General features: G+C 67.3%; 21 protein-coding genes and 1 pseudogene. 12 read left to right on the plus strand and 10 right to left on the minus strand.

Features of this window, described 5'->3' with window-relative positions:
- The first annotated feature begins 55 nt into the window (after window positions 1-55).
- The 5 genes from AB4Y79_RS19580 to AB4Y79_RS19600 are packed head-to-tail and all read left to right on the plus strand — an operon-like array spanning window position 56 to window position 6309.
- Window positions 56-1681, plus strand: a complete 1626-nt coding sequence (locus AB4Y79_RS19580; RefSeq protein ID WP_441865418.1) for a pyridoxal phosphate-dependent decarboxylase family protein — start codon at window positions 56-58, stop codon at window positions 1679-1681.
- A complete protein-coding gene (locus AB4Y79_RS19585) occupies window positions 1678-3018 on the plus strand; it encodes a lysine N(6)-hydroxylase/L-ornithine N(5)-oxygenase family protein (RefSeq protein WP_441865421.1) in 1341 nt (446 codons plus the stop codon). The genes AB4Y79_RS19580 and AB4Y79_RS19585 overlap by 4 nt, the downstream gene beginning before the upstream one ends.
- On the plus strand, window positions 3015-3602 hold the full coding sequence (locus tag AB4Y79_RS19590) for a GNAT family N-acetyltransferase (RefSeq protein ID WP_441865424.1): 588 nt from the start codon (window positions 3015-3017) through the stop codon (window positions 3600-3602). The genes AB4Y79_RS19585 and AB4Y79_RS19590 overlap by 4 nt, the downstream gene beginning before the upstream one ends.
- On the plus strand, window positions 3599-5503 hold the full coding sequence (locus AB4Y79_RS19595) for an IucA/IucC family protein (RefSeq protein WP_441865427.1): 1905 nt from the start codon (window positions 3599-3601) through the stop codon (window positions 5501-5503). The genes AB4Y79_RS19590 and AB4Y79_RS19595 overlap by 4 nt, the downstream gene beginning before the upstream one ends.
- 26 nt (window positions 5504-5529) lie before the next feature.
- Window positions 5530-6309, plus strand: coding sequence for an SDR family NAD(P)-dependent oxidoreductase (locus tag AB4Y79_RS19600; protein ID WP_441865430.1), 780 nt, complete (start codon window positions 5530-5532; stop codon window positions 6307-6309).
- Here the strand turns inward: AB4Y79_RS19600 and AB4Y79_RS19605 are convergent.
- Both AB4Y79_RS19605 and AB4Y79_RS19610 read right to left on the minus strand, forming a co-directional pair.
- The gene (locus AB4Y79_RS19605) at window positions 6259-7401 is read right to left on the minus strand and encodes an FUSC family protein (protein WP_441865433.1); all 1143 of its coding nucleotides are present in this window, start codon (window positions 7399-7401) and stop codon (window positions 6259-6261) included. The genes AB4Y79_RS19600 and AB4Y79_RS19605 overlap by 51 nt on opposite strands.
- A gap of 223 nt (window positions 7402-7624) precedes the next feature.
- A complete protein-coding gene (locus tag AB4Y79_RS19610) occupies window positions 7625-9214 on the minus strand; it encodes an MFS transporter (protein WP_441865436.1) in 1590 nt (529 codons plus the stop codon).
- A gap of 435 nt (window positions 9215-9649) precedes the next feature.
- Here AB4Y79_RS19610 and AB4Y79_RS19615 point away from each other — a divergent pair, with 435 nt between their 5' ends.
- Window positions 9650-9907: a hypothetical protein gene (locus AB4Y79_RS19615; protein ID WP_441865439.1), complete on the plus strand. Its 258-nt coding sequence runs from the start codon at window positions 9650-9652 to the stop codon at window positions 9905-9907.
- 115 nt (window positions 9908-10022) lie between these two features.
- On the opposite strand, the gene AB4Y79_RS19620 is transcribed toward AB4Y79_RS19615, so the two are convergent.
- Complete coding sequence (locus tag AB4Y79_RS19620; protein WP_441865442.1) at window positions 10023-12530, minus strand: ATP-dependent DNA ligase; 2508 nt, start codon at window positions 12528-12530, stop codon at window positions 10023-10025.
- Between the two features lie 40 nt (window positions 12531-12570).
- Here AB4Y79_RS19620 and ku point away from each other — a divergent pair, with 40 nt between their 5' ends.
- The 3 genes from ku to AB4Y79_RS19635 all read left to right on the plus strand — a co-directional run bounded on the left by ku (window position 12571) and on the right by AB4Y79_RS19635 (window position 15161).
- On the plus strand, window positions 12571-13710 hold the full coding sequence (gene ku, locus AB4Y79_RS19625) for a non-homologous end joining protein Ku (protein WP_441865444.1): 1140 nt from the start codon (window positions 12571-12573) through the stop codon (window positions 13708-13710).
- Between the two features lie 177 nt (window positions 13711-13887).
- On the plus strand, window positions 13888-14727 hold the full coding sequence (locus AB4Y79_RS19630) for a class I SAM-dependent methyltransferase (protein WP_441865446.1): 840 nt from the start codon (window positions 13888-13890) through the stop codon (window positions 14725-14727).
- A 2-nt stretch (window positions 14728-14729) separates the two neighbouring features.
- Complete coding sequence (locus AB4Y79_RS19635) at window positions 14730-15161, plus strand: SRPBCC domain-containing protein (RefSeq protein ID WP_441865448.1); 432 nt, start codon at window positions 14730-14732, stop codon at window positions 15159-15161.
- 114 nt (window positions 15162-15275) lie between these two features.
- On the opposite strand, the gene AB4Y79_RS19640 is transcribed toward AB4Y79_RS19635, so the two are convergent.
- The 5 genes from AB4Y79_RS19640 to AB4Y79_RS19660 form a co-directional block, all read right to left on the minus strand.
- A complete protein-coding gene (locus AB4Y79_RS19640) occupies window positions 15276-15554 on the minus strand; it encodes an HPr family phosphocarrier protein (RefSeq protein WP_018763716.1) in 279 nt (92 codons plus the stop codon).
- A gap of 67 nt (window positions 15555-15621) precedes the next feature.
- A complete protein-coding gene (locus AB4Y79_RS19645) occupies window positions 15622-17721 on the minus strand; it encodes a PTS fructose transporter subunit IIABC (RefSeq protein WP_441865451.1) in 2100 nt (699 codons plus the stop codon).
- 2 nt (window positions 17722-17723) lie between these two features.
- Complete coding sequence (locus AB4Y79_RS19650; RefSeq protein ID WP_441865454.1) at window positions 17724-18746, minus strand: 1-phosphofructokinase family hexose kinase; 1023 nt, start codon at window positions 18744-18746, stop codon at window positions 17724-17726.
- Window positions 18743-19549, minus strand: coding sequence for a DeoR/GlpR family DNA-binding transcription regulator (locus AB4Y79_RS19655; protein ID WP_441865456.1), 807 nt, complete (start codon window positions 19547-19549; stop codon window positions 18743-18745). Before AB4Y79_RS19655 ends, AB4Y79_RS19650 begins: the two co-directional genes overlap by 4 nt.
- 290 nt (window positions 19550-19839) lie before the next feature.
- On the minus strand, window positions 19840-20097 hold the full coding sequence (locus tag AB4Y79_RS19660; RefSeq protein WP_308928844.1) for a DUF6458 family protein: 258 nt from the start codon (window positions 20095-20097) through the stop codon (window positions 19840-19842).
- A 172-nt stretch (window positions 20098-20269) separates the two neighbouring features.
- Here AB4Y79_RS19660 and AB4Y79_RS19665 point away from each other — a divergent pair, with 172 nt between their 5' ends.
- The 3 genes from AB4Y79_RS19665 (at window position 20270) to AB4Y79_RS19675 (ending at window position 24300) form a co-directional block, all read left to right on the plus strand.
- Window positions 20270-20887: an alpha/beta hydrolase gene (locus tag AB4Y79_RS19665; protein WP_441865459.1), complete on the plus strand. Its 618-nt coding sequence runs from the start codon at window positions 20270-20272 to the stop codon at window positions 20885-20887.
- 198 nt (window positions 20888-21085) lie between these two features.
- Complete coding sequence (locus AB4Y79_RS19670) at window positions 21086-21823, plus strand: HAD family hydrolase (RefSeq protein ID WP_441865462.1); 738 nt, start codon at window positions 21086-21088, stop codon at window positions 21821-21823.
- A 131-nt stretch (window positions 21824-21954) separates the two neighbouring features.
- Window positions 21955-24300: a glycoside hydrolase family 65 protein gene (locus AB4Y79_RS19675; protein ID WP_441865464.1), complete on the plus strand. Its 2346-nt coding sequence runs from the start codon at window positions 21955-21957 to the stop codon at window positions 24298-24300.
- 63 nt (window positions 24301-24363) lie between these two features.
- Here the strand turns inward: AB4Y79_RS19675 and AB4Y79_RS19680 are convergent, their stop codons facing one another.
- Complete coding sequence (locus AB4Y79_RS19680; RefSeq protein ID WP_441865467.1) at window positions 24364-25674, minus strand: MFS transporter; 1311 nt, start codon at window positions 25672-25674, stop codon at window positions 24364-24366.
- A gap of 69 nt (window positions 25675-25743) precedes the next feature.
- Window positions 25744-25909: pseudogene (locus AB4Y79_RS19685) on the minus strand (lipoyl synthase); the annotation flags it as partial.

Below are 25909 nucleotides of genomic sequence, written 5' to 3' on the forward strand. Positions count from 1 at the left end.
CAGCCCTGCCCGGTCCGAGCACTGCCCCTCCGGCAATGACCAGCAAAGGAAACCCATGCCGCTGATGCCACACCCTGCCCCGCATCACGTGGAAGCACCGCTTCCCGCGAATGACTCACCAGACCTTCTGGAACCGCCAGCCCTTCGCGCGGGCCAGGACTTCGCCTCCCGGCTGGAACTGGCGCTCGGGGCCAGCAACCACCTCTTCAATGCCAGGAACTCTTCCCGGTACGTGGCGCAGGTCCTGCAGGGTGTCAATGCCGTGGCCACCAAACTGGAGCGGACCACCCGGCCCTTCACCGGCGTCGAACCGTCAGAGCTGGAGGCCCGCGTGGGAGCGGTTGACCTGGATGCCCCGCTGCCGGACACCGCCGCCGCACTGGAGGAGCTCGAGGAGGTCTACCTGCGCGACGCCGTCTACTTCCATGACCCCAAATACGCCGCACACCTCAACTGCCCGGTGGTGATCCCGGCCCTGGTGGGCGAAGCCGTCCTATCCGCCGTCAACTCCTCATTGGACACCTGGGACCAGAGCGCCGGGGCCACCATGATCGAGCGCCGCCTCATCGACTGGACCGCGCAGCGGCTGCACCTTGGTAACACCGCGGACGGCATCTTCACCTCCGGCGGCAGCCAGTCCAACCTGCAGGCGCTGCTGATCGCCCGCAACCACGCCGTGGCGGCCCTCCGCCAGGACCCGGCCCGCAGCGGCCTCCGCCTGCCGGCGCTGCTGGATACACTCCGGATCTTCGCGTCCGAGGACAGCCACTTCAGCATCCAAAAATCGGCCGCGATGCTGGGCCTCGGATTCGACGCCGTCATCAGCGTCCCCTGCACGTCGGACCGCCGGCTGGACCCCGCCGCCCTGGTGGCCGCCATGGCGGAAGCGCGCGACGCCGGCCTGGTGCCGATGGCCGTGGTGGCAACCGCCGGGACCACCGACTTTGGCGCGGTGGACCCGCTCGCAGAGCTCGCTGCCCTGGCCCGGACGTCCGGCGCCTGGTTCCACGTCGATGCCGCCTACGGCGGCGGCCTGATGGTCTCCGGCCGGTACCGGCACCTCCTGGACGGAACCCGGCTCGCCGACTCGGTCACAGTGGACTTCCACAAGACCTTCTTCCAGCCCGTCAGTTCCAGCGCGCTGCTGGTCAGGGACCGGGCCATGCTGCGGCACGTCACCTACTACGCCGATTACCTGAACCCCGAAAGCGCCGCCCTCGCGGACATTCCCAACCAGGTGGACAAGAGCCTCCAGACCACCCGCCGCTTCGACGCCCTCAAACTGTGGCTGACCCTGCGCGTCATGGGGGCGGACGCCCTCGGCGCGCTGTTTGACGAAGCCATCGACCTCGCCGGGCGCGTGGGCCAGCTCCTGGACGCCGATGACGACTTCGAGCTCGCCGCACCGCCGCAGCTCAGCACCCTCGTGTTCCGTTACCGCCCGCGGCTGGCTGGCGGGCAGCGGCTCAGCGAAGACGCCGCGGATGCGCTCAACCCGGCAGTGCGCGCCGCTGTCTTCGCTTCCGGCAAGGCAGTGGTTGCCGGCACCACAGTGAGCGGCCGCCACTACCTGAAATTCACCCTCCTCAACGCCGAGGCCACGCTCGAGGACATTGACGGAATCATCACGCTCCTGCGCAGCACCGGCGCGGAAATCCTGCGGGACGGAGCCGCCGCATGAGCACCCCCGCAGACGGCGCCATCCACGATTTCGCCGCCATCGGCGTCGGGCCCTTCAACCTTGGTCTCGCCGCCTTGGCTGAACCCGTGGAGGGGCTGGCCGGCGTCTTCCTGGAGCAGCGCGAAACCTTCGACTGGCACCCAGGGATGATGCTGGAACCGGCCCACCTGCAGGTTCCCTTCATGGCGGACCTGGTGACCATGGCCGACCCCACCTCGCCCTACTCGTTCCTGAACTTCCTCAAGCAGACCGGGCGGCTGTACCGCTTTTACATCCGCGAGGACTTCTACCCGCTGCGCGCCGAATACAACCAGTACTGCCAGTGGGTGGCCGGGCAGTTGACTTCCGTGCGTTTTGGCACAACCGTGCTGGATGCGGTGTACGACGACGGCGTGTACCGGCTGGCCGTCTCCGGTCCATGCGGGAGGGAGGTACTTTCGGCGCGGCGGCTGGTGCTGGGCACCGGCACCAGCCCGTACGTGCCCGAGGCCGGCCGGGGCATCATGGCCGATGCCGCCGCCGGCCGCGGGGGAGTGGCCTTCCACAATGCCGACTACCTGGCACGGAAGGCGGAGCTGCAGCAGCGGCGCAGCATCACCATTATCGGCAGCGGGCAGAGTGCGGCGGAGATCTACTACGAGCTCCTGCAGGAAGCGGACGTCCACGGTTACCGGCTGGACTGGGTGACCCGCTCCGGCCGGTTCTTCCCGCTGGAGTACACCAAGCTGACCTTGGAAATGACCTCGCCCGAGTACGTTGACTACTTCCATGGCCTCCCGCAGGAACGCCGCGACCACCTCAACAAGGCGCAGAAGAACCTGTACAAGGGCATCAACCCAGACCTGGTCGACGCGATCTACGACCTCCTCTACACCAGGAGCCTCTCCGGGATGGTGGACACGCGGCTGCTGACCCATTCCACGCTCACCGCCGCCGGGTGGGATGCGGCTGCCGGAACGCACACCCTGCACCTGCACCACGACGAGCAGGGCGCCGCTTACAGCCTGGACAGCGAAGCCGTGGTGTTCGCCACGGGCTACGGCTACCGGGAACCGGAGTTCGTCTCGGGCATCCGGGACCGGATTGCCCGGGACAGTGCGGGCCGCTTCGCGGTGGACCGGAACTACAGCACCGGGGTGGTGCCGGGGGAGATCTTCGTGCAGAACGCAGAGCTGCACACCCACGGGTTCGCCACTCCGGATCTCGGCATGGGTGCGTACCGCAACTCGTGCATCCTCCGGGAGATCACCGGCCGGGAGGTGTACCCCGTGGAACGGAGCATCGCCTTCCAGCAGTTCGGTGCGCCCGCCGGCATCACGGTGCAGGTACCGGCATGAGGTTCACGTTCCGCTGCGTCGACCCCCGGGCCGACGCCCCGCTGCTGCACAGCTGGGTTACGCGCCCCTACGCCTCCTTCTGGGGGATGCTGGCCGCCGGAGTTGACGACGTCGCCGACGAGTACGCCGCCATCCAGGCGAGCGGACACCACCACGCCCTGCTGGGGCTCGACGTCGGCGTCCCGGCTTTCCTCGTTGAGGAATACCTTCCAGCGTCCTCGCCGCTGGCAACGGCATACCCGGTGCAGCCCGGCGACGCCGGCATGCACCTGCTGGTGGCTCCGCCGTCGAACACCCCGGAAGCCGGCTTCACCACGGCCGTCATGGACGCAGTCCTGGCCCGGCTGTTCGCCAAGCCCGGGGTGGACCGGATCGTGGTGGAACCGGACGTCCGGAACACCAAAATCCACGCCCTCAACGAACGGCTTGGTTTTCGCCCGGCCGGTGTTGTGGCGCTCCCTGACAAGGACGCGCTGCTGAGCTTCTGCAGCCGGCACGACTACCTCGCCGCCCGGGCCGCGAACCCCTTCACTGCCCCTGCCCCTCCCGCCCACTATTCCGACAGCAATGGAGCACCACTGTGACCACCGACCTATACCCCGCCGCAGCCCCAGCAAACCAAGCGGCCCCAGCTGCCCCCGCCGCGGCAGTTGCCTCTCCGTCCGCGGTTTCCCACCTCAGCCCCCTCCGCTGGGAGGCGGCCAACCGGCACCTGCTCCGCAAGGCGCTCGCTGAGTTTTCGCACGAGCGCATCCTTGCGCCGGAGCGGATCCTTGCGCCGGAGCGCATCCCGGCCGTGGAGCACGCCGGCAGCTACCGGGTAGTGAGCGACGACAGATCCCACGAATACCGTTTCGACGCGCGGATCCTTGACCTGGACCATTGGTCCATCGACGCCGGCTCCATCCGGCATTTCCATGAGGGCGCCGAGGCGCCGCTGGATGTCATGGAGTTCATCACGGCCTTCCACGAAACCCTTGGCATCAACGTCTCCATGCTTCCGGTCTACCTGGAAGAAGTCAGCAGCACGCTGGCCGGCCACGCCTACAAGCAAGCGGCCTGCCGGCCAACCTCGGCGGAACTGGCCGCAGGAGCGACCCGAGGCGCGGACGTTGCCGCCGACTTCCAGGCCATCGAACGCAGCATGTCCGAGGGCCACCCCTGCTTCGTGGCCAACAACGGCCGGCTGGGCTTCGGCATCAGCGACTACCACGCCTTCGCCCCCGAAACCGGTGCCCCTGTGCACTTGGAGTGGATCGCCGTGCACCGCAGTTGCGCCGTCTTCACCTCGGCGGCCGGGTTGGACTACCGGACGCACCTCGGAGCCGAGCTCGGGCCGCTGCTGGGCACGTTCCACGCCGCGCTGACGGAGCAGGGACTCGACCCGGAGCAGTACTTCCTCATGCCGGTGCACCCCTGGCAGTGGGAGAACAAGCTGGCGGTCACGTTCGCGGCGGAGATCGCCCGGCAGCGCATCGTCCATCTGGGCGCCGGAACCGATCCGTATCAGGCGCAGCAGTCGATCCGGACGTTCTTCAACACCGCCGCCCCCGCGAAAAACTACGTCAAGACCGCCCTGTCCGTGCTGAACATGGGCTTCATGCGCGGGCTTTCCCCGCAGTACATGAAGGCGACGCCCGCCATCAACGACTGGCTGCGGGAACTGATCGGCTCAGACCAGGCGCTGCAGCGGCGCGGGTTCACCATGATCGGCGAGGTAGCCGCGATCGGATACCAAAACCCGCAGTACGAGGCAGGCTCCACGGACGGCTCACCGTACCGAAAAATGCTGTCCGCCCTCTGGCGGGAAAGCCCCGTGCCGTTGCTGCGGGATGGCCAGCAGCTGGCCACCATGGCATCTCTGCTGCACGTGGACGGGGCCGGCAAGCCGATGGCCGCGGCCTTGATCGAGCGCTCGGGGCTGGCCCCCGCCACGTGGCTCCGGCGGTACTTCGAGGCCTACCTCGTTCCACTGGTGCACTGCCTCTACCGCTATGAACTGGCCTTCATGCCGCACGGCGAAAACGTCATCCTGGTCCTCGAAAACGGCGTGCCCGTCCGTGCCGTTATGAAGGACATTGCCGAGGAAATCGTCGTGATGGGGGACCGGGTTGAGGTGCCGGTGGAGGCGGCGAGGATCAAGGCGGCGATCCCCGACGAGGAGAAGGTGCTGGCGATTTTCACCGACATCTTCGACTGCATTTTCCGCTTCCTCGCGGCGCTGCTGGACGAAGACGGCACCCTGCCCCAGGAGGAGTTCTGGCGCACCGCAGCCGCAGCCATCCGGGACTACCAGGCGGACCACCTCGGACTCGCCGGCCAGTTCGCCCGGCACGACCTCTTCGCCGCGGACTTCCCCCTGTCCTGCCTCAACCGGCTGCAGCTGCGCAACAACCAGCACATGCTCGATCTCTCCGATCCCTCCGGCGGGTTGCAGATGGCCGGGCGGCTGGCCAACCCGCTGGCCCGGTTCGCCGGCCCGTAACACCAGCGGCTGGTTAGGCTTGCAGCATGACGCCAACAACCGCACTTGTCACCGGGGCCAGCGCCGGGCTCGGACATGAATTCGCCAAGCAGCTCGCGGCCCAGGGGCACCACCTGGTCCTGGTGGCGCGCAACGCCTCGCGCCTGGAGGAAACGGCGGCGGACCTGCACCGGCGCTACGGGGCCACGGCTGAGGTGCTGCCCGCGGACCTGACGCGGGACGCCGACGTCGCCGCCGTCGTCGAACGTCTCCAGGACGCCGGGCGCCCGGTGGGAATCCTGGTGAACAACGCCGGAATCGGGCTGCTGCACAACTTCGAGGACAACCCGATCGGGGCGGAGAAAGACCACCTGAAGCTGCACGTGGAAACGGCCATGGTGCTCACCCACGCGGCGCTGGGCGGAATGCTTGGGCGCGGGGAAGGCAGGATCATCAATGTGGCCAGCGTGGCCGCGTTCCTTCCCCGCGGCACCTACTCGGCCGCGAAAGCCTGGCTGGTCAGTTTCAGCCGGTGGGCCAACCTGGCGTACCGCAGGCGCGGGATCAAGGTCACTGCGGTTTGCCCGGGTTTCACGCACACGGAGTTCCACGACCGGATGGGCATGGACAAGTCCGTGGCCCCGTCCTGGACGTGGCTGCGCGCGGAGCGGGTGGTGCGGGAGGGCCTGGCGGACAACGAGCGAGGCAAGGCGGTCTCCATACCCTCCAAGCGCTACAAGGTGGTGGCCGCCGTGGCCAAGCTGGCGCCGGCGCAGCTAATGGCGGGACCTGCGCGCAAACCAAAGCCGGTGCGCAACCCGGGGTAACGGTGCCTGCCCTGCGAGGTTGGTGGCTGTCCGCGGTCCGGACCGACGGACAGCCACCACCACCAGGATCCCCAGCAATGCTCCCACCATGGTTTCCACTGCCCGCTCCACAATCAGGACCCTTGGTTCCACGGGAGAGGCCAGCTGGGTCATGAGCAGGATAACCGGGGTGAACCAGACCATCGCCAAACCGTAGTGCCTGGTCATGAACAGCTCGGTGGCGAACTGGAACAGGATCACCAGGAGGGCCAGCACCTGGGCCTGGAGCACAGGCTCCTGGAATCCGGGGTACAGCCCGGCAAGCGTCCAGGGCGCCGGAAGGATGACGACGGCGGTCACCGCCAGCCCCAGGAACGTCCCCACGATGCGGTGAATGCCGCGTCGGACGCGGCTGGGGAGGTCCGCCCCGGCCAGCGGAACTGCCGCGGCGGCCATGGCCCAGTGTGGGTGGCCGCTGCCGCTAAGGACGCCCACCGTCCCCGCGGCGCCCACGGCCAGCACATACCGCGCGGCGTGGACCAGGAGTTCACGCCGGCCCGCCGGTGAAGGCGACGGCAAGGCCCTGGTGGCGCCGGGTTCCCAGGACCTGCGCCGAATCCAGCCACTGAAGCCCACCGCAATGGAGAACAATGCCGATCCGCCGGCGATGAGCATGGCCACGTACCAGGGGACCGCAGCGGGGACGGAAGCGCAGGCTCCCAAAGCCAGGATGCCAAAGAAGGGTCCGTTGGGTTTCAGCCGCACCCGGTCCGAGTAGACCGAGCCCACTCCGGCAAGGGTGGCTTCCACGGCCACCAGCCACCAGGAATGGAGGTGGTTAATGGACAGCGTGATCCCCACGGCTACTCCGCTGAGCAGTACCAGGGCTGCCTGGCCCTGGTGCCGGAGGCGCAGCTGGTGCGGCTCAGAGCGGCCGTACATCCCGGTAAGGGCCCCGAATACGGCGTAGATGATGAGGTCGGTCCGCCCTATGGCCAGCAGGATCAAGGAGGGGGCGGCGACGCTGAGGGCCACCCGAAGCGCCGCAAGATGGTCGTTGTTGGCCGGCTCCAGCCGGTGCAGCGCGCGTACTTGGTCCACTACGCGCTTCATGTCCCGAATCCATTCCGTGTTATTGCCGTGCCGGCGCCTAATAGGGGGCCCTTGGGAACGTATCACCAGCCATCGAGCAGAGTCATGTTGCCGGCAGGGCTCGCGGACACAATCGGACATTCGGCAGGCACGCGAAGGCCCGCTCCCTGTACTTCCCGCGGGAGGCACAGGGAGCGGGCCTGTGAGCATGGGCTACAAGAATGCCCGGGCGGCCGGCTGGGGGTTACGCGCCCGCCGGAACCTCGCGGTGTGCCTGGGGGTCCAAGGCGTCCTGGGTTTCGAACGGCAGTTCGTCCAGGTTGATCAGCGGGTTCTGGTCCTGGGTGGCCACCAGCTCTTTGGCCTCCGCCTGGGTGTCCACGCTGGGCATTGATCCCGGGAGGGGTCGGTTGGCGGATTCCTTCAGGAAGTAGATGGCCACTGCGCCAACGAAGGACGTTGCCATCAGGTAGTACGCCGGCATCATGTCGTTGCCGGTGGCGCTGATCAGCGCCGCCACGATGAAGGGAGTGGTCCCCCCGAAGATCGCCACCGCGAAGTTGTAGGCAATGCCCATGGCTCCGTACCGGCTGGACGTGGGGAACTGGGCCGGGAGGGCCGAGGCCAGGTTTGCCACGTAGAACGTGACGGGGAAGGCAACCAGGGCCAGGCCTGCCAGGGTGGACCAAATCTGTCCGACGCCGATCAGCATAAAGGCCGGTATGGCCAGGACGATGGTGCTCACGGCACCGATCCACAGAACGGGACGGCGGCCGATCCGGTCGGAAAGCTTACCCGTCAGCGGGATGCAGAGGCTCATCACAACCAGTACGGGAATGGTCAGCAGCGTGCCGTGAACTTCGTCGTAGCCCTTGGACTCGGTCAAGTACGTGGGCATGTAGGAGGTGAGCGCGTAACCGGCCGTGTTGGCCGCGGCCACCACCACCATGGCAACGATGATGGGGCGCCAGTAGGCCTTGACGATCCCAACAGGTCCCTTAGCCTTGGCAGGTTCGCCCTCGGAGGCGTTCTTGGCGATCTCTTCCTGGGCGTCCAGGGTTGCCTGGAACTGCGGCGATTCCTCAATCTTGCTCCGGAAGTACACGGCGATCAGGCCCAGCGGGCCGGCCACCAGGAACGGGATCCGCCATCCCCACTCCTCCATGGTGCCCTGGCCCAGGGTCAATTGCAGGACGGAGACCAGGGCGGCGCCGATGGCGAAACCGAGGTAGCTGCCGAGGTCAAGGAAGCTGGCAAAGAAGCCGCGGCGCTTATCGGCGGCATACTCGCTGACGAACGTAGTGGCGCCGGCGTATTCACCGCCGGTAGAGAAGCCCTGGATGACCTTGAGGAGCACCAGCAGAGCTGCTGCCCACAGTCCGATCTGGGCGTATCCGGGCAGCAGGCCGACGGCGAACGTGCTGGCGGCCATAATCATCAGGGTGGTGGCCAGGATCTTCTGGCGGCCCACCTTGTCGCCCAGCCATCCGAAAATTACACCGCCGAGGGGGCGGGCGATGAAGGTCGCCGCGAACGTTCCCAGCAGGAACAGCGTCTGGGTTGTGGGGTCGGATTCCGGCAGGAACACGGGGCCCATGGTGGTGATGAGGTAGCCAAAAACGCCGACGTCGTACCATTCCATCGTGTTTCCAACGATGGTTCCGCCGAGTGCTTTTTTGAGCATGGGCTGGTCAACGACGTTGACGTCGGATTCCTTGAGCCGGCGGCGTGGCAGCAGCCTGGGCTTCTTGGCAGCCGTGGGGGCTGACGGGTCTGTTCCGCGGGCGTTCCTGGCGCCTGCTGGAGAGTGGATACTGCTTCGGTCTGTGGGCATTTGGGCAACTCCTGTGGAGGTCATTTGCTTGCGACTTGTAGCTGCCCCGCTCCGGGCAGGCCTTCAATTTTACGGGATCCCTGTGGCGTGCCGACAGTTTCATGGCGTAGGGTGCGCGCTTTTGGGGCAGTTCAGGGGCCGGATCCGAAGAATTTTGTCCCGCGTTTTCCCGCGCTGCTACAGGGAAGCAGGCTGATCAACGGCGCCGTCGCCAAAAATTTTCCGGCGGGAAGCGTTTCAACCGGCTTTTTGGGGTAATCGCGGGCGCGGAAGTGAGCGCGGTCACGGCCTTTTGGAGGGGTTCACAGGAGCCCCTGACGTGCCTATGGTAGAGCGATGAACACACTTCTTTTCGGGTAATACTCCGCGCACGCCCGGGCGCTGAAGCCGGCGCCTCGTTTCAACGAAGAACGAAGGAGAGAAGGGAAGAAACACATGGGTGAAGAGTCCAACCAGTTCCACATCAGGCCGGAGGTGGCGGACCACCTGGCCGCAGCCATGGATGCACCGGTCACGCCGGGCCCGGCAGCAACCGGGGCCGTCCCCCTGGCCCAGCAGAACGCGTGGCCGGACGGCGGCGGCAAACGCCGGCATCCGAAGGACCGGGCCGCCGGCCACGGCCGCATGGGCCACGATGCCGCCGTAACGGCTGTCCACCGGACCGGCCGCCCACAGATGCCGCACTCCTCGTAGCGGCCCGGCGACGGCCACCTTACCAATCGACACGCAAATTACCTGGCGCCCCGAAAATTTCGTGGGCGCCAGGTAATATGTGCGTCGCCGGCGGCCTTGTGCCTCGAAAACGGGGTCATCCTTCCCGGACCACCTCCGCCGGGTCCTTATCGACGCGCCAGCCACGCCACCGCGGGTGCCGCAGCCTGCCCGGCCCGGTCCACTCGCTGTAGGTCACCTCGCCCACCAGTTCCGGGGCCACCCAGTGCGCGTCCGCTGCGTCCGGCCGGGGGACCTCGTGGAACGGGGACGTCTTCCGGCCCAGCCGTTCCACGGTTTGCCGCAGTTCCGAGAGTTCGCGGGTACTGAAACCACTGCCAACCCGGCCCACATACTTCAGTTTGTCTCCATCCGGTATCCCCACCAGCAGTGAGCCCACCGTCTCCTCCCGCCCGCCTTTCCCCGGCCGCCAGCCGCCCACCACCACTTCCTGGGTCTGCTCAAGCTTGAGTTTGACCCAGGTCCGGGTCCGCTGACCGCTCACGTAGCGGCTGTCGGTCCGTTTGGCCATCACCCCCTCGAGGCCCAGTTCCCTTGCGCTTTCGAGGAGGAGTCCCACGGGTTCGTCCAGCACCATGGACAGGTCCACCGGAGAGTCCGACGGCCGGAAGAACGCCTCCAGCCGCCGGCGCCGCTGGCTGAGCGGCAGGCGCCGCAGGTCCTCCCCGTCCTCGAAGAGGAGGTCGAACAGCATCAGCTGCACGGGGATGGCGGTGCGGGCTTTGGCGACGTCGGCCGCCCGCGTGAGTTTCATCCGGCCTTGCAGGAGTCCAAAGTCGGGCCTGCCTCCGGGCCCGACGGCGATGATCTCGCCGTCGGCCACAAACGGCTGCTCCGGCCAGCAGACGCGGTCCGTGAGCTCCGGGTAGGTCTTGGTGACGTCGTTGCCGTTACGGCTCAGGATGCGGATCTTTTCCGTGTCAGCCACCAGGATGGCCCGGACCCCGTCCCACTTGAGTTCGTACTGCCATGTGCTGCCGCGCAGGTCTGCCTCGGTGCCCGCCGTCGCCATCATGGGCCGGTACCCGGCAGGGTCTGCGGACGTGTCCGTGGTGGGCTCCGCGGTCGGTGCGGGCCCCGCAGACTCGGCCGTTTCGCCCGCGCCGGCTTCTTCGCCGGCTTCCGGCGAAGGCTCTGTTACCGCCTGGGCCGCGTGCCGTCGTCGTCCACCCGGGTGCTCCGGGTCCATCAGGTGGATGAGCCACTGTTTTTCCGCGTCCTTGCCCTGGCCGCGGCCCGTGTGGATGAGCGCGAGTTTCCTGGCGCCGCCCAGCCCCCCGCCCTCTGATCCGGTAAGGGTGACGATGACTTCCTTGCCGTTGATCCACTTGTGCAGCTCATACGTGCCGGTGTCCCAGATGGTCATCTCACCCGCCCCGTACTGCCCCTTGGGGATGGTCCCGTGGAAGGTGAGGTAGTCCATCGGATGGTCCTCGGTCTGGACCGCCAAATGGTTCTTGCCGCCGGATTCCGGGACACCCTTGGGCAACGCCCAGGACGCCATGACGCCCTCGTGCTCCAGGCGCAGGTCCCAGTGCAGCCGGCTGGCGTGGTGTTCCTGGATGACGAACGCGTTCCCGCCGGTCGGGATGCCCGCGAAAGGTTCCGGCGTCGCCTGGGGATCCCGCATGGAGCGGTACGCGCCCAGGCGGGGGTCGTCGTCGTGCCCGTCCTCCTGTTGCTCCGCACGGGCCGCAGCGTTGACGACGACGGCGAACGGGTCCTTGCCGTCCCGCACCCGCCGCAGCACCTCCTGGTAGTCCAGGTGCTTCAGGCGGGGAGACTCGATTTCCCGCCACGTCCGCGGTGCGGCCACCATGGGCGTGGGGCGGCCCCGTAACGAGTACGGGACCACAGTGGTTTTCGCCGCGTTGTTCTGGCTCCAGTCCACCAGCACCTTGCCCTTGCGGAGCGTCTTCTTCATGTCGCTGACCGCGAGGTCCGGGTGGTCCGCCTCCAGCGCCCGGGCCAGTTCCCGGGCAAAAGCTGAGATCTGGTCCGAGGTTTGGGAACCGTCAAGCGCGGCGTAGAGGTGGATGCCTTTGCTGCCGCTGGTGACCGGCACGGGTTCCAGGCCTACATCCTCCAGGATGGACCGCGCCAGGAGTGCCACCTCGCGGCATTCCGGCAGGCCCGCCCCGTCACCAGGGTCCAGGTCCAGTACCAGCCGGTCCGGGTTGAGCTGGTTGCCGTGCGGATCCACCCGCCACTGCGGTACGTGGATTTCCAGTGAATTGATCTGGCCGAACCACGTCAGCGTGGCGGCGTCGTTGACCAGGGGATAGTGGATGGTCCGGTCCTTGTGCGTGATCGCCGCCCGGGGGAGCCAACCAGGGGCGGAGTCCTCCAGGTCCTTCTGGAAGAACACTTCGCCCGGCTTGTCCGCCGTGCCCACCCCGTTGACCCATCGTTTACGGGTGGCCGGACGGTTTGCCGCCGCCGGGATCAGGACGTGGGCCACTGCTGCGTAGTAGGCCAGCACGTCAGCCTTGGTGGTGCCGGTCTCCGGATAGATGATTTTGTCCAGGTTGGTGAGCGTCAATTCGCGCCCCGCAACCCGGACACGTTCCCTACTGCCGGCCACAGGTCTTCACCTCCGGCCCGCTCTGATGTTGACTGTAGGAATGAGAGCCATCTGGAAGGGTGCCATCGCGTTCGGGCTGGTCAACGTGCCCGTGAAGGTCTACAGCGCCACTGAGGATCATGACATCAGTCTGCACCAGGTACACAACGCCGACGGCGGCAGGATCCGCTACCAGCGCCGGTGCGAGGTCTGCGGGGAGGTGGTGGACTACTCGGACATTGAGAAGGCGTTCGAGGAGGACGGCCGCACCGTGGTGCTGTCCAAGGAGGAGCTCAAGTCCATTCCGGCCGAGAACAGCCACGAGATCGAAGTGGTGCAATTCGTGCCGTCCGAACAGCTCGAACCCATGATGTTCGAGAAAAGCTACTACCTGGAACCGGACTCCAAATCGCCCAAGGCGTACGTGCTGCTGCGCCGGGCCTTGGAGGACACGGACCGGGTGGCGATCGTCCAGTTCGCGCTGCGGGAGAAGACCCGGCTGGGGGCCCTGCGGATCAAGGACGACGTGCTGGTGCTGCAGTCGCTCCTCTGGCCTGATGAGGTGCGGGAAGCCAGCTTCCCGTCCCTTGACGCCGACATCAGGATCTCGGCCCAGGAACGCGACATGTCCGCGGCTTTGGTGGAGTCCATGGCTGCCGACTTCGAGCCCGCCTCCTTCACGGATGACTACCAGGTGCAGCTCCGGCAGCTCATCGAGGCCAAGCTCGAACAGGGCGAATCGCTGGACACGGAGGAGACCTTCGGCGTCGAAGCCGGCGAGGGCGGCAAGGGCGAAGTCATCGACCTCATGGAGGCCCTCAAGCGGAGCCTGGACCGGAAGCGCGGCGGCGCTGCCGCCGGCGGGGATTCCGACGGCGGCGCGGACACCGGGGAAGAAGAACCCTCCAAGCCCGCACGCAAGGCCGCCGGCACCAAGGCCGCCGCGTCCGGGAGCGCCGGCACCAGGACGGCCTCCTCCAGGACGGCCGCCAAGACAGGGACGGACGATGCAAAGCCGGCCGCCACGAGGCAGGCCGGCAAGGCCCCCGCCACCAAGGCCGCCGCGAAGCCGGCGGCCAAGACTGCTGCCAAGGCCACAGGCACCAAGTCCTCCACCACCAAATCCAGCACCAATTCCGCCGGCACAGCAGACGACAAGCCGGCCGCAAAGACCAGCACCAGGGCGCGCAAGCCTGCCTGACACTGTCCGGGCCGGAACAGCTGCTGTGCCTTTACAGCGGCCGCCATGGCGTCCACAATGAGTCGCATCGCAGCCACCGCTGTGCCAACAGCGTGCTGTCACCTATTGGGAACGGACCCATGCGAACGGACCCGCCGGAACGGACCCGTGGGAACGGACACGAAAAGGGGCGCGGACATGAACGATCAGGCCGCCGCGGAGGCGGACCGGCAACTCAAGGCCAAACACCGGGCCATGTGGGCGTCAGGGGACTACCCGGCGCTCGCCGACGAAATGCTCCTGGAACTGGGCGCGGTGCTGGTGGAGGCGTGCGGCATCAACCCGCGGCAACGCGTCCTCGATGTTGCGGCAGGAACCGGCAACGCAGCCATCCCTGCTGCCATGATGGGCGCCAAAGTAGTGGCCGGCGACCTCACACCCGAACTCTTCGACGCAGGGCGGCGGGAGGCAGCGAACCGGGGCGTCACCCTCGACTGGCAGGAAGCCGACGCCGAAGCCCTGCCCTTCGGTGATGAAGAGTTCGACACCGTCATGAGCTGCATTGGAGTGATGTTCGTTCCGCGCCACCAGGCAGCCGCCGACGAACTGCTCCGGGTCTGCAAACGGGGAGGCACCATCGGGCTGCTCAGCTGGACCCCGGAAGGATTCGTCGGGCAGTTGTTTGCCGCCCTGGGTCCGTTCGCGCCCCCGCCCCCGCCGGGTGCGCAGCCCGCCACGCTGTGGGGGAGCGAGGAATACGTCCGCGAACTGCTGGGAGACAGGGCCGGCGGTATCCGCACCAGGAAGCAGAACCTGGCCGTCCGGAGCTTCCACCAGCCGGCGGACTTCGTCAGGTATTTCAAATCGCACTACGGCCCCATGATCTCCGTGTACAAATCACTGGCCGATGACCGGGACAAGGTCAAAGCCCTGGACCAGGCCCTCACCGACCTGGCCGAGTCCTGCGGGGACGCGCACGGCGACGTCCCGTTCCAGATGGAATGGGAATATCTGATCTTCACGGCGAGAAAGGCTTGAGCATGACCGGAAACCATGTGGCAACGTCCGTTACCACCATCCACGCCACGCCTGAACGTGTGTGGGAGGTGATCACCGACCCCGAGGCGGTGAAGGAGTTCATGTTCGGAGCCACCCTGCAGACGGACTGGAAAGTTGGCAGCCCCATCGTCTGGCACGGCGAGTGGGAGGGGAAGCCGTACCAGGACAAGGGCGAGATCCTGGATGTTGAACCGGGGCGGAAACTGGTCCACACGCACTTCAGCCCGTTGTCCGGCCAGCCGGACGAGCCCGGGAATTACCACAAGCTCGAATGGACCCTGGAGGACCAGGGCGGCACCACCCGGCTGACCCTGGCCCAGGACAACAACCCCAGCGAAGAAGCCGCAGCGCACTCCAGGGCGATGTGGGACAAGCTGGTGGCTGACGTGAAGGCCATTGCGGAACGGGGCTGACCGTCAGGCCTCCCCAAGGAGGCATGGCGCTTAAAGCCAAACGGCCGCCGTCGGGCGTTCCCTGGGGAAGCCCGACGGCAGCCGCCGGCTGTGTGCTGCAAGGCAGCGTGGCTGCTACTCGGCGTCGTGATCCGTTTCCAGGATCTGCACCAGGCGTTCCAGGGCGTCGTCCGCACCGGCGCCTTCGGCGCGGAGGACCACTACGTCGCCGTGCGAGGCGCCCAGGCTCATGAGGGACAGGATGCTGGCGGCATCCATCGCCTCGTCTGCCGGCTCGCCTTCACGGGCGATGGTGATCTCCAGGTCGAACTCGCCGGCCGCCTCAGCGAAGATGGCGGCGGGGCGTGCGTGCAGGCCCACTCGGCTGGCGACGGTTGCGGTGCGTTCTGGCATTGTTGCTCCTTAGTCGTTCGGCGTGCTGACGGTTCAGCGCCGGGAGGATAGGTGGGTCGGGGCCGGCTTAGACGGTTACGGGAACCGGTTCAACCGTATCAACGGTCTTCTTGACTGCCCAGCGTTTGAGGGCGATCACCGACAGGGCCGTAACTACCGTACCCACCACGATCGAGACGAAGAACATCAAGAAGTTATCGATGGCGAAGAAGACGAAGATGCCGCCGTGCGGTGCCTTGGATCCGACGCCTGCCGCCATCGAGATGGCTCCGGTCACCGCGCCGCCCAGCATGCTGGCGGGGATGACGCGCAGAGGATCGGCCGCGGCGAAGGGGATGGCACCTTCCGAGATGAAGGACGCCCCCAGCAGCCAGGCGGCCTTGCCGTTTTCCTGCTCCGCGAGGCTGAAGAGCTTCTTGTTCAGGACCGTTGACGCCAGCGCCATGGCCAGCGGGGGAACCATGCCGGAGGCCATGACCGCTGCCATGATCTGCCAAGGCGCCTGGTTGTCGATGGTAGCCGCACCCAGGCCGGCGACGGCGAAGGAGTAGGCAACCTTGTTGACCGGGCCGCCGAGGTCGAAGCACATCATCAGGCCCAGGATCACGCCGAGCGCGATGGCACCGGCACCGGTCAGGCCGGACAACCAGGCGTTCAGGCCCTTGGTGATGGCCACGATCGGGCCGCCCAGGATCAGGAACATCAGGCCGGAGGCCACCAGCGATGCCAGTAGCGGGATGATCACCACGGGCATCAGGCCACGCAGCCAGCGGGCTACCTGCAGGCGGCCCACCACGTGGGCGATGTAACCGGCGAGCAGGCCGCCGACGATACCGCCGAGGAAGCCGGCTCCCATGAACCCGGCCACGGCACCGGCGACGAAACCGGGGGCGATGCCCGGACGGTCAGCGATCGCGTAGGCGATGTAGCCGGCCAGCGCCGGAACCAGGAAGCCCAGCGAGAGGGCACCTATCTTGAACAGCACCGCGCCCAGGTAGGCGCCCAGCGGACCCCACGCGTTGTCAGGGAACTCGGTGGGCAGGTTGAAGAGGCTGTTCTGGACAACGATATTGTCCGCATATTTGGTGATCAGGTAGCCGCCCATGAGGAAGCCGAGGGCGATCAGGAGGCCGCCGCCTGCCACGAACGGAATCATGTAGCTGACGCCGGTGAGCAGGGCCTTCTTGAGCTTCTGCCCGATGTGCTCGCCCTTTTCCTCAGCCTCGTGCTCGGCCTGTTCCTCGGCACCGAAGTGCGGGACGCGGCGGGCGTGGGGGTTGTCGGCTGCGGCGAGCGCTTCCTGGACCATCTTGTCCGGTTCGTCGATGCCGCGCTTCACGGGGGCGTTGATGACGGGCTTGCCGGCAAAACGCTCCTTGCCGCGCACGTCCACGTCAACGGCGAAGATCACGGCGTCCGCGGCGGCGATGACGGCGGGGTCCAGCGCCTTGGCGCCGGAGGAACCCTGGGTTTCCACCTGCAGGTCAATGCCCATTTCCCGGGCGGCCGCCACGAGGGAGTCGGCTGCCATGTAGGTGTGCGCGATGCCGGTGGGGCATGCGGTTACGGCTACGAGGCGCTTGGGGCCGCGTCCGCCGGAGCCGGCGGCACCGGTGGCGGGAGCGCCGGAAGCGGAGCCGGCGGCACCCGCTGCGCCAACGCCGGCAGCCACCGGAACTGCATCCGCCGCGGGGGCGGCAGCGTGCGCGGCAGGCTTGTCCGCCAGTGCGCCTTCAACGAGTTCCACGATCTCTGCCTCGGAGGAGGCGTTGCGCAGCGCTGCGGTGAAGTCCTTCTTGATCAGGGAGCGGGCCAGCTTGGAGAGCAGCTTCAGGTGCTCCTGGTCCGCGCCGTCCGGTGCGGCGATGAAGAACACCAGGTCCGCCGGGCCGTCCTTGGCGCCGAAGTCCACCTTCGGGTTCAGGCGGGCCATGGCCAGGGTGGGCACCGTGACGGCGGCGGAGCGGCAGTGCGGGATGGCGATGCCGCCGGGGATGCCGGTGGCGGTCTTCTGCTCGCGGGCGAAGGCATCGGCGAAGAGGCCTTCGACTTCTGTGGCGCGTCCGGTGGCAGCTACCTTGCTTGCCAGATGCCGGATCACCGCTTCGGGCGCGTTACCCAGGTTCTGGTCGAGCTCGACCAGTTCCGTGGTGATGAGCTGAGTCACTGTCAATCCTTTCGAAGGGCCGTGATGGTTACGGCATCCGGGGTGGTTTGGTGTACTGCCGGAACAGTGGAACCCGGCAGCGAGGCAGCGGCGGCACCGTGGGCCACCGCCTGACGGAGGCAGTCGGCCGGGGCGGATCCCCGGCCGTGGGCGAGCAGGTAGCCGGCCAGCGCGGAGTCGCCCGCGCCCACCGTGCTCACTGCGGCGACCGGCGGGTGCGTGGCCAGCCACGCACCGTCGGCCGTTACGAGGACAGCTCCCTTGGAACCGAGAGTCGCCAGCACAGCACCCACGCCGGAACGAACGACGGCGGCCGCGGCGGCTGCGGCAGCAGCCGGGTCCGCTTCGAGCTCGTCTCCGGTGGCCGGGGCAAAACCGGCGGCTGCGGCCAGCTCAGCCAGTTCTTCGGCGTTGGGTTTGAGGAGGTCCGGTTTCCCGGAACCTGGGGTTGTTGCGCCGCTGCCCGTGCCGTCGTCGGACGTTCCGGCGTCGGTCAGGGAAGCGGCCAGGGGCGCCCCGGAGGAGTCGACGGCGATCAGGGGCGCAGTGCCATTGCCCGCCTCCCTGATCCGACGGGCCACCGTGGCGTAGAAGTTGTCCGGGAATCCGGGCGGCAGCGAGCCGGCCAGGACCACCCAGCTGGCGCCGCGCGAGCTTTCCAGCAGCAGCTTGATGAGCGCTTCCTGCTGGTCTGCCGCCAGGACGGGCCCGGGTTCGTTGATCTTGGTGGTCACGCCGCCGGGTTCGGTGAGCGCCACATTGGTCCGCAGCGGCTCGTCGATGGGCAGGGACACGAAGGGCACCGCCTGCTCGCGCAGGCCGGCGAGGACGGGATCGCTGTCCGCTCCAGGGAGGACGGCCAGGGACTCGAGGCCGGATGCCACCAGGGCGCGGGAGACGTTGACTCCCTTGCCGCCGGACTCCTGCCGGACGGAGACGGCGCGCTGCACCTCACCGCGGGCCAGGGGGCCGGGCAGGGCAACGGTACGGTCAAGGCTGGGGTTGGCCGTGAAGGTGACGATCATGCGATCACCACGTCTACGCCGGCGTCTTCCAGGGCGGCCGTGAGTTCCGGCCCGGGTTCACTGTCTGTGATCAAGGTGTCCAGATCTTTCAGGGAGGCGAACTGGACCAGGGTTTCCGTGTCCAGCTTGGAGGAGTCGGCCAGTACCACAATGCGGCGTGCCGACTGGACGAAGGCTGCCTTGACGGCGGCTTCTTCAGGATCGGGAGTGCTGACGCCAAAAGTGGCGTGGATGCCGTTGGTGCCAATGAAGGCTATGTCGGGGCGGAGGCGGGAGGCGGAGTCCACCGTTGCCTGGCCCACGGCCACCTGGGTGATTCCGCGGACCCGCCCGCCCAGGATCTGCAGGGCAACGCCGGGAACGTTGGAGAGCTTGCTGGCGATGGGGACAGCATGGGTGATGACTACCAGTTCGTTGTGCGGACCGGTTCCGTCGGACGGTTCGACGGCGGTGCGCCGCGCCAGCATGTCCGCGAGCACTTCGGTGGTGGTGCCGCCGTCCATCAGGACACTGGCCGGCGAGTTCCGTGGGATCAGCGCGAGTGCGGCTTCTGCGATGCGGATCTTCTGGTCCGGCCGCTGGATGGCGCGCTCGGTGACGCTTTCTTCGGTGGTGCTGAACCGGTCGGCAGCCACGGCGCCGCCGTGGACGCGACGGACGGTGCCGGCGTTCTCCAAGGCGGCGAGGTCCCTGCGCACGGTTTCGGTAGTGATGCGGAAGCGCTCAGCCAGCAGGGTCACGCTGACCCGGCCGTTGCCGGCGACAAGCTCGGCAATCTGTTGCTGGCGCTCTTCGGCGAACACGTACCCTCCGTTGCGTAGGTTCCTGCGTGACTGGCATCACATTGATGTTGAGTTACTTGACTTTATCTTTGCTTATGTTGGTTTGTCAATGGAAACCCACACGAAACAAAATGCTCTCCTTGTGGGCTGTGGAGACTTTGCCGGACGTGCCCGCTTCGCGGGCCGCACGACACCCAGGCGGAAGTCCGGCGAAATGCGAAAGCCGGGCCGGTCCGCAGTGGACCGGCCCGGCTTGCGGGCGTGCAGCTGGCTCCCGGGGAGGTTCACCCGGTTCCGTTGTTCCGTGGTGGCTAGATGCCGCCGTCGCGCGTTTCGTTGCGGGTGATGCGCTCGCCCGTGTTGGGGTCGATGACCGAACGGGACTCGCTGACGCGGCGGCTACGGCCGGGGGAGGCCAGGATCAGCGAGGCGATCAGGCCGATCACGCCTACGGCGATCAGGATGTAGCCCACCAGCTGCTGGTCCACGAAGGGGATCAGTCCTGGAGCCACAGCCCAGGCAAGGATGGCGCCGAGGGCGATGAGGAAGATTGACGAGCCGATTCTCATGACGTGCTCCTTATAGCCGCGTCCAGTGCGGCACTGGTATGGCGTTACGGGAAAGTGTTACGTATGGTGCCACTGCTAAGCATGCTGTCTGTCAGGCGACACGCTACCTCCCGGCGGTACCGGATTCAATCACCCTGTCGGGAGGGGGCGCTTGCGTCGCTACGCTGGTCCGGTGGAAACAGTAGTGTGGTCCAAACCCGAAAAGCTGCGCGCCGGTACGCCCTTGTTGGTGATGATGCATGGCTACGGCACGGACGAGTCCCGGATGGTGCGCCTCTTCGAGTACCTGCCCCTGGAGTTCACCTTCGCCGCGCTGCGCGCTCCCATGCCCATTGGCGACCACTGGGGGTGGTTCCTGCTGGACTATTTCCTGGCCAACGACTTCGCGGACGTCATCTCCGCCGCCACCTCCGTGCGGGCCTGGATCAGTTCGGTCAGGGACCAGCACAGCAGCGTCACCCTGATGGGGTATTCCCAGGGGATGGCGATGGCGAGCACGCTCCTGCGGCTGCACCCTGACGACTACAAAGCTGTCGTTGGACTGTCCGGGTTCGTACTCAATAACGAGCTCCTGTCCACCATGGACTCCTTCGAGACCAAGAAGCCCTTCTTTTGGGGGCGGGACAAGGCAGACCTGGTCATCAACGAGGACGCCACCGCCTACACCGCCGAATGGCTGGCGGAGAACACGTTGCTGACGGCCCGGACGTACCCGGGCATGGGGCACGCCATGTCCAAGGCCGAGATGGTCGACGTCAGCGCCTTCCTGCGCCACTACGTGCTGCGCTGAACCTCCGGCGGATGCTGCCGGCGCGCGGAAAAAACAGTTGCCAGTCAAATTTGCAAGCGCTTACACTCGTCTGTGGCCATGATCGGTCCTGCAGTGGGCGGACACGGAGATGCTGCTGTGCGTGTGAGCACAGGAGCATCCCGTTGGCCGCACCAACGGGGCCGGCTGTCCGCAGACTGAAAGGACACCGCACCGCTGATGACACACCACACGTCACCCGGGACCACCGACTGGACCGGCGCCGCCGCAATCCTGTTCGACCTCGACGGAGTACTGACGCCCACGGCCACCGTGCATGAGCGCGCCTGGCAGGAACTGTTCGACGGCTACCTGGCCTCGCATCCGGACGTTCCCGGGTACCGCGAAAGCGACTACTTCGACCACATCGACGGCAAGCCCCGTTTTGACGGGGTGCGGGACTTCCTTTCATCCCGCGGAATCACGCTGCCCGAAGGCCCGTTCGACGACGACCCCGCCCACGAAACGGTCCACGGCCTGGGCAACCGGAAGAACAGGCTTTTCAACGACATCGTCAGTGCCGGCGTCGAACCGTTCGAGGGCTCGGTGCGGTTCCTGGAAGCGGTGCTTGCCCAGGGACTCAAGGTCGCCGTCGTCTCATCATCCCGGAACGCGCCTTCTGTCCTGCAGGCGGCGGGACTCAGCCACCACTTCCCCGTGGTGGTGGACGGGGTGGTGGCCGCGGAGCAGGGCCTGCCCGGCAAGCCGAGCCCGGCCACCTACGAATACGCCGCGAAACTGCTGGACCTCTCCAGCGCGGAGTGCGTGGTGGTGGAAGACGCCGTATCCGGCGTGCAGGCCGGCCGGGCAGGATCGTTCCACTCCGTCATTGGGGTGGACCGCGGTGCCGGCCGGCAGACGCTCCTGGATGCCGGCGCCACCCTGGTGGTCAACGACCTTCAGGAACTCATTCCCTAAGCCGGTGTTGCCCGCCCCAAGGCAACTGGTGCCGCCACCCCCAATATGGCACCAATCCGAGCAGCGCATTTCCCCCGAATACCTCGTGCCCGCCCCCGGCGGCACCCGGCAAGGCCAAAAGGATCCCCACCATGGCAGTCATTACCGCGGACCGCGAACGGTTCCCCGACACCCCCTGGCAACTCGTTGAAACCCGCCATGAGGCAGGTGACGCGGGAACCCTCGAGACACTGTTTGCGCTCGGAAACGGGCACCTGGGCATCCGCGGCGCCCACTGGGCGGCAGCGGACGCCGGGCTGCCGGGCAGCTTCATCAACGGCCTGCACGAAATCTGGGACATCAAGCACGCGGAAAACGCCTTCGGGTTCGCCCGGACCGGGCAGCGCATCCTCTACATTCCGGACGCCAACAACTTCGCGGTGGTGGTGGACGGCGAAACCCTCAGCCTCGCCGAGTCCGAGGTCCTGGAATACCGGCGAACCGTTGACTTCTCCACCGGAATCTATGAATGCCGCGTCACCTGGCAGTGCCGGTCCGGGGCTGCCGTGGCCACCACCGAACGGCGCGCCGTGGGCTTCGAGTCCCGCGGCTGCCTCGGCATCTCGCTCGAGGTGGCCACGGACCGGCAGGTCTCGCTGGACGTCACCTCACAGGTCATCAACCGCCAGGACCAGCCGGTGGAAGACCACTCCGTGCACGATCCGCGACGGTCCGGCCGCCACGCCGGACGCGTGCTGCTCCCGGTGCGCCTTGATGGCGGCGACGGTTCGCTGCGCCTGTCCTGGGAGGCCGCCGAATCCAAGCAACGCGTGGGCCTGGCCGTGGACCATTGGACCTCCGCGGGGCACCAGCCCTTCGAAACCCTGGTGGACCAGGACGACAGCAGCGTCCGCTACGTCCTGGCAGTGGACCCGGACGAGCCCTTCCGGCTGGAAAAGAGCGTCAGCTACGCCGCCGGCCGTCCCGTCCAGGACCCCGGCGTCGACGCAGCAGCGGTGGCCGAGGAAGCCCTCCGCCCGGTCAACGAGATCTTTGCCGAGAGCATGGCCCATTACCGCGGCTACTGGGCCACGTCGGACATCGTGGTGGGCGGCGGCAGCCCGGGGCTGCAGCAGGCCATCCGGTGGAACCTGTTCCAGCTGGCCCAGGCCACGGCACGCGCCGATGTTGCCGGCATCCCTGCCAAGGGCGTGACCGGCTCCGGCTACGAGGGGCACTACTTCTGGGACCAGGAGGTGTACCTGTTGCCCTACCTCACCTACACCCATCCCGACGGCGCGCGGCAGGTGCTGGAGTTCCGCCACGGCATGCTGCCCGAGGCGAAGATCCGGGCCAAGGAGCTGAGCGTGGATGGCGCCCTCTTCCCGTGGCGTACCATCAACGGACTCGAGGCCAGTGCCTACTACGCTGCCGGAACGGCCCAGTTCCACATCGCGGCAGCGATTGCGTTCGCCACCAACCGGTACCTCTGGGCTACCGGCGATGCGGCGTTCCGGGACGGGATGGGCGCTGAACTCCTGATCGAGACCGCCCGGATGTGGATCTCCCTGGGCTTCTTCGGCAAGGACGGGCTCTTCCACATCCACGGCGTCACCGGCCCCGACGAGTACACGGCCGTGGTGAACGACAACCTCTATACCAACGTGATGGCCCGCTTCAACCTGCGTGCCGCTGCGGCGCTGGAACACCCCGAAATCACGCAGGAGGAGCGCCAGCTGTGGCAGGCGGCGGCCAGCCGGATGCAGCTGCCGTTCGACACCCGGATGCAGGTGCACTCCCAGGACAACGACTTCATGACCCTGGAAGCGTGGGACTGGACCACGCCGCGGTCAAAGTACCCCCTGCTGCTGCACTTCCACCCGCTGGTGATCTACCGCCACCAGGTCCTCAAGCAGGCGGACACGGTCCTGGCCATGTTCCTCCAGTGGCAGGACTTCACGGCCCAGGAGAAGCAGCGGGCCTTCGACTTCTACGATCCGATCACCACTGGCGATTCCACCCTCTCTGCCTGCGTGCAAGGGATCATGGCAGCCGAGGTGGGGTATTCGAAGGAAGCCCTGGACCACTTCACCAGTGCCGCGTTCATCGACCTCGACGACACGCACGGCAACACGATCGACGGCGTCCATATCGCGTCCACGGGCGGCGTGTGGAGCTCGCTGGTGTGCGGCTTCGCCGGTATGCGGGACCAGGGGCCGGTGCCGTTCTTCGATCCGCGCCTGCCCGCAGAATGGGATGCGTTGGCCTTCCACTTGAAGATCGAAGGGCGACTGCTGCTGGTCCAGCTCGCGTCCGGTTCCATCACCCTCACCGTCCAGGACGGCGAGCCCCTGGAAGTCGACGTCCGGGGCCAACGCGTCCTCGTGGCGGCGCAGCCCGTGCAGGTTCCGCTGGAACCGGTGGCCGTTCCCGCGCCAACGGTCTTTCCCAGCGGCCTGCCGACCGCGAGCATCCCGGTGGTGCGCGGCAACAGTTAGGCGGCCTGCCGGGCACGCAGGACGCGTCCGACGGCGGGAGGAGACGGCGGTGCCCCCGCCGCCTTAGTCTCCTGCCGTCGTCGCCCGTTCCACCTGCGGTACCGCGTCCAGCGGATGTGCGAGTTCGTCGCGGGGCATTTTGGCGGCAGCCATGGCCATCACCGCCATGAGGGGGCACACGCCGCCGGCCACCAGGAAGATCAGCCATATGGGCAGCACTTCCGCCGCCGGTCCTGCCAGCGCCATGGATACCGGCATCAGGGCCAGCGACACAAAGAAGTCCAGGCTGGAGATCCTGCCCAGGAGGTGCGGCGGCACGCGCCGTTGCAGCAGAGTGCCCCAAATGACCATGCCGACGCTGCCGGTGGCGCCGAACACGAACAGGGCCGCGCCGATCGCCCAGAAGTTGTCCATCACTCCGATCGCTGCCAGCGGAAGGCTCCCTGCGCCCCAGGAGACCATCATCACCGTGAGGTACCGCCGCGGCAGCCGGAAGGACGCGGTGAGCAGCGAGCCGAGGGCAGCGCCGACGCCCATGATGGCGAGCAGGAAACCGAACGCGCTTGAATCGCCGCCGAGCTGGTCGCGGACCACAAAAGGCAGCAGCACCTCGATGGGCCCTATCAGGAACAGCACGGAGATGCAGGCCCACAGCAGGGTCCACAGGAGCCAGGGCGTGCGCACGGTGTAGCCCACGCCCTCGCGCAGATCCCGGAGGAAGGATTGACGACGACGTTCCGCGCCTTCCGTACTCTCCCCGCCTTCGCCGCCCGCACCAGGGCGTTCCTGTGTGCGCAGGAAGTTCAGGATGACGAAGGCCGCGAAGTGGCACCCGGCAACCGCCGTCACTGCGTGCGACGGCGAGAGCGCTGCCACCAGGACACCGGCTGCCGCGGGCCCGGCCGCCTGTTGCAGGACCGGCCGCATGGACCCCTCCATGCCGTTGGCCGCCAGGAGGTCTTCCGGCGGAAGGATGCGCGGCAGGATGGCCGAGTACGCGGGGAAGAAGAAGGCGGCGCCGACCCCCAGCACGAACGCGCCCACCGCCAGGTGCCACAATTCCAGCCAGCCAGCCATGGCCAGCCCGCTGACGGCGGCGATTACGGCGAGGTTGGCGCCCTCCACGGCGATGATGAGGCGCCGTTGGGGAACACGGTCGGCCGCGATCCCGCCGGCCAGGACGAAGGCCACCAGGCCAACGCTGCCGGCGGCCGCCACCAGGGAGAGGTCCAGCGGGCCGCCGCCCAGGTGGATCACCTGGTACACCATGGCCACGGCCCACATGCCGGACCCGAAAATCGAGATGGCCAAGGCTGCGATCAGCACGCGGTATTCGCGATGGGCAAACGGCCGCAAGGCTTTGGGCGTGGGCATAGGCCCAGTTTAGGGGCGTCTCCGGCCGGACAACCACCGTGGCTGAGCCGGCCCAAACCCGGTCGGGGATTACCCGGCGAGGAGGCTGCTGGCTTCCTGGCGGGTGGTGCCGGAGTCTTGGATGCCGTCGGCGATGTGGGCGAGTTCGGCGGGGATGTCGCGGCCTTTTTTGCGCATGGCGGTGGCCCAGAGGCGGCCGGCGCGGTAGGAGGAGCGGACCAGGGGGCCGGACATG

The sequence above is a fragment of the Pseudarthrobacter sp. YAF2 genome, from assembly GCF_052113345.1.
GTDB lineage: Bacteria > Actinomycetota > Actinomycetes > Actinomycetales > Micrococcaceae > Arthrobacter.